Source organism: Vibrio coralliilyticus, from assembly GCF_024449095.1.
GTDB lineage: Bacteria > Pseudomonadota > Gammaproteobacteria > Enterobacterales > Vibrionaceae > Vibrio > Vibrio coralliilyticus_A.
The window spans coordinates 1,463,997-1,478,118 of record NZ_CP024628.1; the positions used below are offsets into that span (position 1 = coordinate 1,463,997).

Annotated in this window: 13 protein-coding genes; 7 read left to right on the plus strand and 6 right to left on the minus strand. The window is 47.9% G+C overall.

The genetic code is table 11. The annotated features are described in order from the left end of the window. Nucleotide 1: 1 nt before the first annotated feature. The 3 genes from alc to puuE form a co-directional block, all read right to left on the minus strand. Nucleotides 2–988, minus strand: a complete 987-nt coding sequence (gene alc, locus CTT30_RS22025; protein ID WP_252037011.1) for an allantoicase — start codon at nt 986–988, stop codon at nt 2–4. Nucleotides 989–1,083: 95 nt separating this feature from the next. Further along, a complete protein-coding gene (gene uraD / locus CTT30_RS22030; protein ID WP_252037012.1) occupies nt 1,084–1,599 on the minus strand; it encodes a 2-oxo-4-hydroxy-4-carboxy-5-ureidoimidazoline decarboxylase in 516 nt (171 codons plus the stop codon). Between the two features lies 1 nt (nt 1,600). Further along, nucleotides 1,601–2,524, minus strand: a complete 924-nt coding sequence (gene puuE / locus CTT30_RS22035) for an allantoinase PuuE (RefSeq protein ID WP_252037013.1) — start codon at nt 2,522–2,524, stop codon at nt 1,601–1,603. Between the two features lie 351 nt (nt 2,525–2,875). Between puuE and uraH the strand changes: the two genes are divergently transcribed. From uraH to CTT30_RS22060, 5 genes are all read left to right on the plus strand, one after another. Next, entirely contained in the window at nt 2,876–3,229 is a 354-nt protein-coding gene (uraH, locus tag CTT30_RS22040) for a hydroxyisourate hydrolase (RefSeq protein WP_239864788.1), read from the plus strand. A 135-nt stretch (nt 3,230–3,364) separates the two neighbouring features. After that, nucleotides 3,365–4,708 (plus strand): NCS2 family permease, encoded by a 1,344-nt coding sequence (locus CTT30_RS22045; protein WP_252037014.1) that lies wholly within the window; start codon nt 3,365–3,367, stop codon nt 4,706–4,708. A 154-nt stretch (nt 4,709–4,862) separates the two neighbouring features. Continuing rightward, nucleotides 4,863–6,266, plus strand: a complete 1,404-nt coding sequence (locus CTT30_RS22050; RefSeq protein ID WP_239864792.1) for a nucleobase:cation symporter-2 family protein — start codon at nt 4,863–4,865, stop codon at nt 6,264–6,266. A 134-nt stretch (nt 6,267–6,400) separates the two neighbouring features. Continuing rightward, nucleotides 6,401–7,762 (plus strand): 8-oxoguanine deaminase, encoded by a 1,362-nt coding sequence (locus CTT30_RS22055; protein WP_252037015.1) that lies wholly within the window; start codon nt 6,401–6,403, stop codon nt 7,760–7,762. A 169-nt stretch (nt 7,763–7,931) separates the two neighbouring features. Further along, a complete protein-coding gene (locus CTT30_RS22060) occupies nt 7,932–9,080 on the plus strand; it encodes a winged helix-turn-helix domain-containing protein (RefSeq protein WP_252037016.1) in 1,149 nt (382 codons plus the stop codon). Nucleotides 9,081–9,158: 78 nt separating this feature from the next. Here CTT30_RS22060 and CTT30_RS22065 read toward each other — a convergent pair whose 3' ends face one another. Further along, the gene (locus tag CTT30_RS22065) at nt 9,159–9,659 is read right to left on the minus strand and encodes a GlcG/HbpS family heme-binding protein (RefSeq protein ID WP_252037017.1); all 501 of its coding nucleotides are present in this window, start codon (nt 9,657–9,659) and stop codon (nt 9,159–9,161) included. Between the two features lie 171 nt (nt 9,660–9,830). On the opposite strand from CTT30_RS22065, the gene CTT30_RS22070 reads away from it, so the two are divergent. After that, nucleotides 9,831–10,511 (plus strand): response regulator, encoded by a 681-nt coding sequence (locus tag CTT30_RS22070; RefSeq protein ID WP_252037018.1) that lies wholly within the window; start codon nt 9,831–9,833, stop codon nt 10,509–10,511. Then, nucleotides 10,489–11,895 carry a sensor histidine kinase gene (locus tag CTT30_RS22075; RefSeq protein ID WP_252037019.1) on the plus strand — a complete coding sequence of 469 codons (1,407 nt, stop codon included), beginning with the start codon at nt 10,489–10,491 and terminating at the stop codon, nt 11,893–11,895. The genes CTT30_RS22070 and CTT30_RS22075 overlap by 23 nt, the downstream gene beginning before the upstream one ends. Before the next feature lie 146 nt (nt 11,896–12,041). Here the strand turns inward: CTT30_RS22075 and CTT30_RS22080 are convergent, their stop codons facing one another. After that, nucleotides 12,042–12,797, minus strand: coding sequence for an MBL fold metallo-hydrolase (locus tag CTT30_RS22080; RefSeq protein WP_252037020.1), 756 nt, complete (start codon nt 12,795–12,797; stop codon nt 12,042–12,044). Between the two features lie 132 nt (nt 12,798–12,929). Next, nucleotides 12,930–14,093 carry an AAA family ATPase gene (locus CTT30_RS22085; RefSeq protein WP_252037021.1) on the minus strand — a complete coding sequence of 388 codons (1,164 nt, stop codon included), beginning with the start codon at nt 14,091–14,093 and terminating at the stop codon, nt 12,930–12,932. Between the last annotated feature and the right edge of the window lie 29 nt (nt 14,094–14,122).

A 14,122-nucleotide genomic window follows, 5' to 3' on the forward strand; every position in this document is an offset into this window, starting at 1 on the left:
CTTATTCCGCTTTAGTTCCAAATAAACGCAGGCGGCTAATACCACCATCCGGGAAGATATTCAGACGAACGTGCGTCACAGCACCCAGTTCATTCACTTCAGAGACAAACTCATGAATGTCGTGTGCCTTGAGCTTCTGTGCTGGCAAAAGTTCACGCCAGAACAGGCTTTGTGTCGCCACCTGATCATCTGTGCCACCTTTAACGTAGGCCGCCTGAATAGAGCAGCTGTCTGGGAAGTTGCCTTTAAAGTGCGCTGTATCCACCACAACACGTTCGATATTACCGGCGTGCCCAAGTGCAACGATCACCCAGTCATTCCCCGGCGTGCGTCGGCGTGCGGTTTCCCAGCCATCACCCATATTTTCACCTCGGCCAGGGCCAAGAATGTTTGATTTATTACCGTAGTGCTCGTCACTACATGCCAACGCACGACCGCCATTTTCAACAGCGGCTAAGTCCACTTTCTGCTGAGCATCAATGCGGTCCCAATCCACGCTGGGTCGGCCGTAAACACGAAGACGTGCAACACCGCCATCTGGATAGATGTTAAGACGTAAGTGAGTGAACACTTCGTCGCTTTCAATTTGCTCAAGGTGATGATGGTCGCCTTGCAAGCTCATTGACGGCAGAATTTCTTGCCACTCAGTGGCATCCGTTGGGTCACCGTCAGGTGAGTAACACGCATCGATGGATGCTGATGGTGGGAAGTTACCCGTAAAGAAAGAGGTATCGATATCAACGCCTGCAATCGTGCCAGCTAAGCCTAGACGAATCACACAATAGTCGTAGCCTTCGCCACGCTTACGGCGGCTTTCCCAGCCATCCATCCATTTTCCATTGTCGTCATAAACACCTTCCTTCCACTCCGGCGCTTCACGGCGTAAAAGGCGGCTTTTATCCGCAAAGAAATCATCGGTCGCGTAGATAGCTTGTGCGCCCAGTTTGTCATCAGCAAGGTTAATGTATTGTTCAAAATCTAAGGACATTTCCTTCATCCTTCCAATTAATCAAAAATAGGTTAAGTGAGTCAGTTATCTGCTCCTAAAGAGCGTTATTACGGGATAGTCGCCAGCTCAGTGACTTACATATCTCGTAGGCGAAACAAGGCAATCTTGTTGATTTCCTGAATCGCAGTAGCAAACTCAGTTTCACTATCATTTCCTAATCGCATCTCGAACGACTCAAGAATTTGGTAACGATTGGCCCCTTTCACTGCCATGATGAAGGGAAAGTTGAAGCGACTTTTGTAGCTGTTGTTATAAGTGGTAAATTTCTCGAACTCTTCCGCAGAGCATTGATCAATGCCCGCCCCTGCTTGTTCAGCAGTAGAGGCGGCGGTCAGTTCCCCATTGACGGCTGCACGACCGGCTAGATCCGGGTGAGCGTTAATTAAATCCAATTGCTGTGCTTTCTCTGCACCCAGTAAAGTTTCAGCCATACGCTGATGCAGATGTTCAATCTTGTTATCGTCGACGCTCAGCCCTTTGTCATATACAGTTTCAGCGACCCATGGACTGTGCTCATACACATCACCAAAATGCGAGACAAATTCCGCGCGAGCCATCTCCGATGGTTTACAGGTACGAAATTCGGTCATATTACTTCTCCTTTTTTGGTGTGTATGGGTGGTGTTCATGCCAGTGTCGAGCAATATCAATGCGGCGACATAGCCACACATCATCGTGCTGTTTTACATAATCAAGAAAGCGTTTGAGTGAGGCCAGACGGCCAGGTCGGCCAACCAAGCGACAATGCAACCCAACCGACATCATCTTCGGTGCCACTTCACCCTCTTCATAGAGAGTGTCAAACGTATCTTTCAGGTACTGGAAAAATTGCTCGCCAGAGTTGAATCCCTGAGCAGTAGCAAAACGCATGTCGTTGACATCCAAAGTGTATGGGATCACCAGTTGCGGACGACCCGCTTCGGTGTGCCAGTACGGCAAATCGTCATCATAGGCATCGGAGTCGTATAAGAATCCACCTTCTTCCGCCACTAAACGACGGGTGTTTGGCCCAGTTCGACCAGTATACCAACCAAGTGGTCTGCTACCTGTGATTGCTTTGATGATTTCAATCGCTTTTACCATGTGGTCACGCTCTTGTGACTCATCCATATACTGATAATCAATCCAGCGATAACCATGGCTGCAAATTTCATGACCCGCATGCACCATAGCCTTTGCTACATCTGGGTGTCGTTCAATCGCCATCGCCACCGCAAAAACAGTTAAGGGGATTTCGTATTCATCAAACAGGCGTAATACGCGCCATACGCCAGCACGACTACCATATTCATAGATAGATTCCATACTGATATGGCGCTCACCTTTGATCGGCTGAGCTGCTGGAATTTCAGATAGAAAAGCTTCGGACTCATCATCTCCGTGCAACAGGCAGCGCTCACCGCCTTCTTCATAATTCAACACAAATGACACTGCGATACGAGCACCGCCCGGCCATTTGGGGTGGGGAGGATTTGCCCCATAGCCAACAAGATCTCGTGAATAATCCTTATCCATTCAGGCTCTCCTTAAAAAGCTCGGCGTGATGGCTACGCCACATCAACTTCATACATTCATTGTATACAATAAAATATCTTAATGTAAAGATTTTGTTGCTAAAGTTACTTTTTGTTAATATACCTATATTAATCAATATATTAGAAATCAATCCAGCCTAACCTCTAGCCGTTAACAGTTCACAAATTTGATTTTCTCAATTATTCTTTAATAACATTTTTATAACAACAAGCTTTACTATCCGAATATTTTGTGTACATATATAGGTATCCAACAAAGTTTTAAAACATCTTTGTATACAATTTTAGTTCACTTCAAAGCTAAGGAGAGCGCGACGCGCGAACAGGAATTATGGGAAAACTAACCACACACGTATTGGATACAATGCATGGCCTGCCAGGAGCAGACATCAAAGTTGAACTGTTCCGAGTGGAAGATGACAACCTTACCAAGATTAAAACGGTTACCACCAACTTCGATGGCCGTACTGACTCGCCTGTATTAGAAGGCGAAGCTTTTGAACTTGGTAAGTATCAGCTTGTTTTTCACGTTGCTGATTATTTCCGCAATAAGGATGTCGATCTCGGAGAGATTGCTTTCCTTGATGATGTTGTGATCCGTTTCGGGTTGAATGAAAAACACGCCCATTATCACGTTCCGTTATTGGTTTCCCCTTATAGCTTCTCGACCTATCGAGGCAGTTAACGCGAATACTCACCATCACCTAACAGCGTCATAACACTACTCAATCGGGAAAATTGAAGTTCGTCTGAGACAGAGACGTCCTGGCGAAGTGCGGTCTTCAATTAAGGAAACATCAAAATAAAAGGACTTGCTGACATGAATGAAAGCAAAGCAGAAGTGCTCAATACCGAAGGTCAACCTAGTGGCTTTTTAGAGCGTTTTTTCAAATTAAAAGCCCATGGAACCAGTGTCAAAAGCGAAATGGTCGGGGGGATCACCACTTTTGCCACTATGGCGTACATCATTTTTGTCAACCCTCAGATCATGGCTGCTTCTGGAATGGATTCAGGCGCCGTATTCGTTGCCACCTGTATTGGTGCCGCCATCGGTTGTTTGCTGATGGGGCTATTTGCCAACTGGCCTGTTGGCCTCGCGCCGGGTATGGGTCTCAACGCGTTTTTCTCGTTTACCGTCGTCAGTGAAATGGGCTATAGTTGGGAAGTCGCACTCGGTGCCGTTTTCCTCTCCGGTATCCTGTTTGTCGGAATGAGCTTCTATAAGATTCGTCAGTGGATCATCGAAAGTATCCCGGAAAGCTTGCGCTTCTCTATGACTGCTGGTGTCGGACTATTTCTCGGTCTGATTGGTCTTAAAACTGCAGGCATTGTCGTCGAAAACCCAGCAACTTTGGTCTCACTGGGCGATTTCACTAAACCAGATGCTATGCTCGCTGCCATTGCATTCCTGATCATCGCTGTGCTCAGCGAACGTAAAGTCTTCGGTGCAGTTCTGATCGGCATTCTGAGTGTTACTCTGATCGGTATGATGCTAGGGCTGGTGCATTACAACGGCTTCTTCTCTGCACCACCAAGTATTGCGCCAACCTTTATGGCCATGGACATTTCTGGCGCATTTAACATCTCAATGGTAAGCGTGATTCTGGCCTTCTTGTTCGTTAACATGTTCGATACCGCTGGTACACTGATGGGTGTGGCAGAGCGAGCACACTTGATCAACAAGGAAACAGGTAAGATTGAAGGCTTAAGCAAAGCACTCAAAGCCGACAGTATCTCTAGTGTGGCAGGTGCGTGTGTAGGTTGTCCTCCGGTTACTAGCTACGTTGAAAGCGCCGCAGGTGTAGCTGCAGGTGCTCGTACAGGTCTGTCTGCCATAGTGGTTGCTGTTCTTTTCCTCGCGGCCATATTCCTATCGCCTCTGGCGGGGATGATCCCATCATACGCGACAGCTGGCGCACTGATCTATGTGGCCTTTGTGATGATGAGCAGCATGCAGCACGTCGACTGGAAAGATTTCACCAATGGCGCTCCGGCTGCGATTACCGCACTGATGATGCCACTGACCTTCTCGATTGCTAATGGCATCGCGTTAGGCTTCATCACTTATACTGTGCTCAAAGTTGCCACGGGTAAAACCAAAGACGTCTCTATCTCGATGTACATCCTGACAGTTATCTTCGTTGCCAAGCTAATTTACATCTAATCATCAATATCTTTATCAGTTCACCTGAGTACCTACTCAGGTGAAACATCCGTCGACCCTACGCAGTTTGTAGAAGTCTGTCACCTGTTGAGTGGTGCAATTGACCATTCAACGAGAGATAACCGAAACCGCCAACTCTCTCTGAGGTAAACAAATGAAACTTCTGTACACGCTTAACCAAAAACCGCCTCATGGCATCACTTTACTCCTAGCACTCCAGCATATGCTGGCGTCGATTGGCGGCATCGTTGCCGTTCCCCTTATCGTCGGCGCCTCTATTGGGCTGCCCAACGAAGAAATTGTTTCTCTGATCAATGCAGCCTTGCTCGCTTCCGGTATCGTTACTATGGCCCAGTGCCTCGGCTTTGGCCCAATTGGCATTCGTTTACCCGTAGTGATGGGGTCCAGTTTTGCCTTTCTTGGCGTCGCCATTGCAATTGGCCGTGAAGGAGGAGTCGCTAGTATTATGGGCTCGGCGCTAGTCGGCTCACTGGTGGTGATTTTCGCCAGCTTTTATATGGACAAGGTACGCAAACTCTTCCCGACCGTGGTAAGCGGCGTAGTCGTCACCTTGATAGGTTTAACCATATTACCAGTCGCAATGAACTGGGTCGGTGATGCGCCTGCAGCTAGTGAAAACTTCGCGACACTACCCAAGCTTTTCCTAGCCATAGTGTCACTGGGCATTGTCGTCGCGGTATCGGTGTACTGTAAAGGGGCGGTAGCGGCATCAGCGATTGTAATAGGTCTCGCAGGTGGCTACATCGTTGCTCTTTCTATGGGCATGGTTAATCTGGATGACGTTTCAACTGCGGCTTGGGTCGGTGGCCCGGAACCGCTTAAATACGGTTTAAGCTTTCACGCCAGCGCGATTGTCAGCATGAGTTTGGTTTACATCGTCGTGATCGCAGAAGCCACAGGCGACTTCATGGCGCTCGCCAACAACTGTAATAAGCAAGTGTCAGGTAAAGACTTACAACGTGGCTTGCTAGGTGATGGCCTCGGCAGTACGCTTGCCGCAATTCTTACCGCGATGCCACTGGCTTCTTTCAGTCAAAACGTCGGTATTGTCGGCATTACGGGCGTTGCCAGCCGATTTGTCGTCGCCGCAACCGGTGGTTTGCTTATTCTCGGTGGACTCTTTCCGAAACTGGCTGCGATTGCCGTCACTATTCCTAAGCCGGTATTGGGCGGCGTCGGTTTTGTCATGTTCGGCATGATCGCTTACGCTGGGATTCGTATGCTGATCAAAGCTGCTGATACCAAACGTAATGCACTGGTGATTTGTGTTGGCCTTGCTTCTGGTCTGGCAGTCACTTTTGAGCCTCGTCTGCTGCAGCACTTACCCCATGATATAGCTAATTTCCTTCATTCAGGCATCACAACGGGCACCATCGCAACCGTTCTCCTGCACCAACTGTTACCTAAATCGAGCCGCAGAGAAGAGCGCGATGCTCTCAAAGAGAGTCGCGATCAAGTACAAGAAGAGCTGGCACTGTCTAAGAAAGAAGAGCAAACACCAGACGCACAAAGCCCGTTGAAAGCTCAGCAAGAATAACGACTGTTTTGGTTGCTCCTCTCTAGAAGCAACCGAAACACACTTAGCGTCAGACAAGTCTGGCAATAACTCAACCTAAAATCGAGCAAGACCCTCTCCCCTGAAATGGCTGAGATGGCTAAGGATTACTATGAATGGAAACCATCTGGATTAAGAATCCACTGGCAATTTACACTGCAAATAATCAAGACGCGCAAGGCGGCTTGGTGGTGCAGGGAAACAAGATTGTCGAACTTATTGCAAAAAACGAGACGCCATCTCATCAGATAGATTACGTCGTCGACGCCTCACATCATGTGGTGACCCCCGGTTTAATCAATGCCCACCATCACTTCTACCAGACCCTGACTCGCGCCTATCCTGATGCCTTGAACAAAGAACTGTTCCACTGGCTGCAAAGCCTGTACCCAGTGTGGGCGAATCTCGACGAAGAGATGATGAGTGTCGCGACTGAACTGGCACTGGTGGAACTGATGCTATCTGGCTGCACCACGGCATCCGATCATCACTACCTACTGCCAAACGGACTCGAACATGCGATTGATCTTCAGGTTGAAGCGGCGCAGAAACTCGGCGTACGAGCCATCTTTACCCGCGGTTCAATGAGCCTTGGTGAAGATGACGGAGGCCTTCCGCCTCGTCACACCATTCAGACGGAACAAGCAATTGTCGATGATAGCCAGCGCTTGATTCGCCAGTACCACCAGCATCACGATGGCGCCATGACGCAAATCGCCCTTGCGCCATGTTCACCTTTCTCAGTGACAACAGATCTGATGAAGGAAACTGCCTACATTGCCGCGCAAGAAAACGTCATGATGCACACGCATTTGTGTGAAACACTCGACGAAGAAGATTTCTGTTTGGAGAAATTCGGCCTGAGACCCGTCGACTATCTTGAAGACGTTGGTTGGCTGAATGATAGAACCTGGCTGGCACACGGCATTCATTTCAATCAAGAAGAGATTCGCCGTCTTGGCAAAGCTGGCGTGGGGATCAGCCATTGTCCGACATCGAACATGATGCTGGCATCGGGGATCTGCAAAAACAACGATTTGGAGGCCGCTGGCGTCAAAGTCGGTTTAGGTGTCGACGGTTCGGCATCCAACGACGGCTCTAACATGATTGCCGAAGTTCGCATGGCGATGTACTTGCAACGATTACAATACGGCTCAGCCAATGTCACCCATTTCGACGCCCTTCGCTGGGCAACACAAGGCTCTGCTCGTGCCATGGGTCGCAGCGATATCGGTGAGCTGGCCGTCGGAAAACAAGCCGATCTTGCCATGTTCAAGCTCGATGACATCCGTTTTTCTGGCAGTCACGATCCGTTAGCCGCTCTGATCTTATGTGGCGCACAGCAAGCAGACCGTGTGATGGTCGCGGGCCACTGGCGCGTTCTCAATAGTGAAGTGATTGGTGTCGACTTGCATCAACTTCTCAACCGACATAAACACGCCGCCGCGCGTTTGGCGAAAAAAGCACTCGGTGAATAAACCTAATTCAGCCCTAGCATCACGCTGGGGCTTTTTATTCTTTCCCTCATAATTCGATCTTTCCCAACGAATAATTCAGGCGTTTTCATTACACTGGTGTATCGAGTTTACACTGCAAATTATACAGGCACTCACACCCTTACGGGGTAGATACAGGACTCACTTCAGTATGGAAACACTCTCAATTGCGCAGGCTCAAAAGCTCGCGCTACTCTCTCAAGGTTTGCCACAAAGCCTGAAATCAGGCGGCGCTTTACAGAACACGCTTTCAACATTTGAGCGTATCGGTTATGTGCAAATCGACACTATCTCGGTCGTTCAACGCGCCCACCATCATACCTTGTGGAGCCGCAATTCAAAGTATCAACCCAATCACCTCGATAAGCTGGTAAAAAATCGTTCTGTGTTTGAATACTGGTCTCATGCCGCCGCTTATTTGCCCATGCGAGATTATCGCTTCACTCTGCCACGTAAACAGGCCATAAAATCCGGAGACCAGAACCATTGGTATCGCCGCGACAACCAGTTAATGAATGACATCATGAGTCGAATTGAGCACGAAGGGCCATTAATGGCAAAAGACTTTGAGTCTGCAGGCGTCAAAAAGCAGGGCTGGGGAACCAAACCCACTAAGCAGGCGCTGGAAAATCTCTACATGCAAGGTGATTTAATGATCACCGAGAGACGCAACTTCCATAAGGTGTACGACCTGACAGAGCGAGTCCTGCCACCAGGAATAGATACCTCAATGCCAAGCAATGAAGAATATGGGCGTTATCTGGTGATGAATTACCTCAGAGCGCATGGTTTTGGTCATCTGTCGGAAATCAATTACCTACTCAAAAACACTAAGCAGCTGGTCAGCAACACGATGAAGCAATTGTGCCAACAAGGTGAAATTTTCCCTTTTAAGGTCGACGGCCATACCTATTACACGTTCCACGGCGCGTTGGATTTGCTCGGTAAGCGCCTCAATCGCCAGAAGGCCAAAATACTCTCTCCGTTTGATAATCTACTGATCCAGAGAAAACGTGCTCAGAAAATTTTCAACTTCGATTATTTGCTTGAGTGCTATGTGCCAGCGGATAAACGCCAGTTTGGTTACTTCTGCCTACCTGTCATGTGGGATGGAAAGTTAGTCGCTCGTGTTGATTGCAAAGTAGACAAGCCAACCTCGACACTTCAGGCGCTAAGCTTACATATCGAACCCACACTGAGAAAGCGAGATGACTTTCACTCTGCCCTCGAACAAGAGCTGTCGGAGTTTGCCCAGTTCAATCAGTGTGAGCAGTTTAAAATCCAACAGATTCATGCTTAACCTTCAGATACAAACAAACCCCGACCAGTGTCTCTGGTCGGGGAATTGAGTTCACTCAAAGGCAGTGGTTAACTCAAATTAGAACACTTTTTTGATTGCGGCATCGGCGCATTCCACATCTAGGTGACCACCCGGTGCTCCACCTACACCAACTGCACCGATTAGGTTGCCATCAAGCTGAACAGGAACACCACCCGCTAAGAACAGCAAGTTGTCATCCATATTTTGCAAAGGCTGCATAATTGGCTTGTCAGCGATCAGCTTCATCAGGTTGCCTGACGGCTGTTTCATGCTGGTCACAGTAAAGGCTTTCTTGCGTGAACTGTCTAAGGTGTGGATGCCTGCGCCGTCTGAACGAAGTTGTGCCAATACATTACCTGACAGGTCAACCACTGTCGCTGAGACTTTGTAGCCTTTCGCTTCACATTGATTAACGGCTTCTTTTGCCAGACTGAAAGCGGACTGAGACGAAATTTGCGTCACTGATACGGTGTGGCCTTTATCTGCGGCTGACGCATTAAAAGACATTGAAAGGAAGCTAAGAGACGCTGCTAGTACGCTAAGTTTGATAGTTTTCATGTTCACTCCTGTAAGGTAGACCTTGTTTGATTCGACAGGTACATCCTAACTAAGGCTCTATTACTGAAGACTTTCCCAATCATTACAAAGCTGTAATCTTGGTTAAATTCATGAAAGGTTGTTGGTAGAGTATGAAGGACTGTTTAGGGAGAGTGAGGAAATGGACAGCTGATGAAAATACTTTTGATTGAAGATGACACCCACATAGCACGCTTTCTTATCAATGGCTTCCAGCAGGAAGGCTGTACAATAACGCACGCCACCAATGGCGTTGACGGATTGCATGAAGCCATCAGCGAATATTACGATGTGATTGTGCTCGACATTATGCTGCCACAAAAAGACGGCTTTGAAGTCTTGGCTCAACTGAGAGGAGAAGGCCATGTAACACCAGTTCTCATCCTGAGCGCAAAACACTCTGTAGATGAAAGAGTCAAAGGGCTGCAATCTGGTGCAGATGATTATCTGGTCAAGCCGTTCGCTTTTCCGGAACTGCTGGCTCGCTGTCAGTCACTAGCCCGCCGAGGTCAGCAGAACCCTGCGCAAAGTTATCAATTGAGCTACAGTGAGCTATCGCTGGACCTGCTCAAACACTCACTTGAAAGAAATGGCGCCTCGATTCAACTCAATCAACGAGAATTCATGTTGATCAAGCTGATGCTGGAAAACCCTGAAACCGTCATTTCAAAAACCGCCATTCTTGAGCAAGTCTGGGGCCATCAGTTTGATCCGCAGACCAATGTGGTGGATGTACTGGTGTGTCGTTTACGCAGCAAAGTGGACAAAGGCTTTGATACCCCATTAATTCATACACTCAGAGGGGTTGGCTATGTCCTCAAGTCACAACATTGAGCAGGCGCTGGCTAAGGCACGCAACACACTACTGATGCGGTTTATGGCGATCTTATTGCTGTGCCTGATACTGGTTGAAATAGTGGTTGGAGTGATGTTCTTCTTCGATTTATACCGCACCGAAAAGAAAATCCTCAACTCAATGGCCACTGAATACCAGCGTATTCTTACCTACGATTCAGCCGATCAACTGATTCACGTCATGACTGCCAATCCGCATCGCCTGATTGAAAACAATATCGCGGCCTTTTCTATTTCGAAAGAGCCTGCGGCAAGCCCCAACTTTGTCGCTGGTGATAACAACTTGCCAGCTGACATCAAACTCAATGATTACGTCACAGATGATAAATCCTGGTTCACGGCTTTCATTATTAACCCATATATGTCGCTGAAGATTGAAGGGGAAACGCTGGATTTTTGGTTAGTTCTCGACAATCAACCGCGTTACGCCATCGCCTACAAACAATGGCTGATGACTTTGTACGCCTTAATTGTGTTGGTTGCTATCACTACTTTGTTCACTCACCGCATTATTCGCAGCGCGATGTCACCACTGGTTACGCTCGGAGATTCTCTGGATAAGCTCAGCCAAGGCAAGTTAGAGATGACGGGCAAGCCAGCCGCCACGCCGCAAGGGCTGAGCGTCATCAGTGCCAGTGTGCATGACGCTATCGCCCGACTGCACCATGTTACAACCACACTCAATACGACCGTCGATGCCATTGCTCATGATATCCGCACTCCCTTGTCACGGATTACGCTCTCTTCACAATCCGCGCTGTTAGACAGCAAAGACACCCAGCAGATGGAACACGCTCTGTCTGATTGCGCCGAGTATGCAATGCAAGCCAGCAATATGCTTACCGCTCTAATGAAGCTCAATGATGAGGTCACCGGTAAGCGTCAGCAACAAAGCACCTCAACCAATGTCTCTGAGGTGCTGAAAACCGTTGTGAGCTGGTATGAAGACGTGGCGGATGACAAACAGATTCAATTGCAGGCAATGGCTGATGACAATCTCATCATTCAGTCAGACCCAGAAAAACTCACACAGGCGCTGGTGAACTTGGTCGATAATGCGATTAAATACACCGGAACAGGCGGAAAAGTTGTTCTAAAAGCCGATAAAACCAGTGATCATCACGTTCAGATTCTTGTCTCAGATACAGGTATTGGTATCGACAAACAGTATCAGGATTTGATTTTCGAGCGGCTCTACCGCGTTGATGCGAGTCGCAGCAATGTTGAAGGCTATGGACTGGGCCTATCACTTGCCGCAGCCATGGTTGATAACTTAGGTGGCAATATTCAACTGGTGTCTGAACCGAATCAAGGCAGTACGTTTACGATTACGTTGAGCGCGAACTCAAACAGTAATGGATAAAAAGGGGACAAACGTCCCCTTTGTATATATCACACAGTTCATCTGCGATAGCGCCATAAGCGGAACTTCACCAACAAATTCATTAAGATTCTGGAGGCGGAGCTCAGCTCATCAAACACTGGCCTGCGCAGTGGTGGCAATTCCATCTACGTATGTGGCCTCATCGCAGTAAGGTTATATTCTAGCGCGGAGCTTACCAGCTTCGGGGTCGGCAGCTTTGGGTTTCTGCCGCTAGGCTGATGAACAGAGCCCTGATCGCGCAATTCATCACCAAGTGTCGTCTTATAAACCAACTCATCCGGGCTGCTTGGTTGATTATGACACAGGTACACTTTGGTCGAGTCTTTGAGTTCATATATCTTAGATAATGACTCAAATGTCGGGTCGCTATCTTTAGCCAAATCCCCTTCTCCAGAATGAAGATGTGAATCACCCACGAATAATGCATCACCAATTTTAAAGGTAAGATCAGATGGCGGATGGCCGGGAGTTTCTAATACTTCTATATGTGAATAGCCAAAATCCAGTTGTTCATTTTCCAACAGGAAGTGCTCAAAATGATAAAGATCGGTTAGTGACAGATCATCCTTGCAGCTAGCGTATACCTCTTTGACATGATCAGAAATGTAGATAGGCGCTTGTAGTACTTTACTGAGATAGAACGAACCCGACAAATGATCAGCATGAATATGTGTCTCAAGAATCGCGGTGACATGAAGTTGATTTTGTTTAACGTGCTCAATAATCTGCTGCGCGGATTCAAAGCTGATCTTACAGTTTTCCTCATCGTAATCAGCAACGGGATCAATCACTATCGCCTCATTAGTGTCCGAATCTGCCACCACATAACTCAAGCTGCCGGACTCAGGATGAAAAAAGTGCTGAATGTTCTGGGTTGTCATTATGCCCTCCCCTAAAGACCACTTTCACTGAACATGACTTTGAGTTTAGCCATTAATAGCCTTCAGCGAGAGGAACATTGGTCATTATTTGCCCCATGTTGGTGAAGTAGAAATAGAAAGAGGTCTTTCTAGTTAAGAATCAGGCCAATACCAATTTGGAGATGAAAGAGGGTCTAAATCCGGAATGATCGTCTGGCCGAACTCCTTATCCAACTGGATTGCATGATATTCAGGGTGCTCAGCCAAAGCCGCAATCAAGCGAGGCGCATGTGACACAACCCAGACTTGAGTATTCTCGGCCGCGTGAGAAATTAGACGCGCTAAAGCAGGCAACAAATCTGGATGAAGACTGGTTTCTGGCTCATTAAGAATCATCAAGCTTGGTGGTCGAGGCGTAAGAAGAGCGGCCACCCACAGCAAGTAACGTAAAGTCCCATCTGACAACTCAGCACCACTCAATGGTCTGAGCAAACCATGCTGGGAAAACTCCAACGAGAATCGACCATCAACCTGATTCACAATACGGATGCTGGCGCCGGGAAACGCATAGTCGATTGCTTTATAAAGTACCTCTTTGTCACCAATTTCGATAATGGTCTGTAAAGCAGCGGCCAGATCGCGGCCGTCATGATGTAAAACCGGAGTACGAGTCCCAAGTTGAGGTTGTCTGGCGGGGGCATCTTTGTCAGTTCTGAAATGATCGTAGAAGCGCCAGCCGCGAATCGTTTCCCGCAACATAAACGCCTCTGGCGTTGCCATTGGGTCGGCAATTTGATCAAACAGGCTATGATAAGTGGCGATGTGGCTTGAAATGACTTGCCATTTTCGTCCTTCACGCGCTTTAATCGCAGGCCCATTTCGGTCTATCAGTGCACTGGCAGGTCGATATAAAGGACCATTCCAAATACATTCACGTTTAATCTCTGGGTCAAAGCCAAACATTGACATAGTCGGCGCTGGTAAACCTAATGAAATCGCGTAGCTGAACTCTTCAGTGGCAAAGCCAAGTTTGAGGCGTTTGACCTTCTGCCTTACTGTCGCTTCAATGGCATGTTCGCCTCGCTTCATCGAGTTGGTTATCTTTTCCGGCCCCGCCCAGAAAGTTGAATCTAGGCCACCTTCAGTCGCGAGCGCAGACACCACACCACCTTGCGCTGTATCCGCCAACAAACGAAGTGCTTTATACAAGTTGGATTTACCGGTGCCATTGGCGCCCGTTATCACATTCAATCTGCCTAGTGGAATAACCAGATTTAGAATCGAACGATAATTATTGATCGCCAACGCTGTAATCATATTCACATCTCGTTTAAATAAAATAAAAC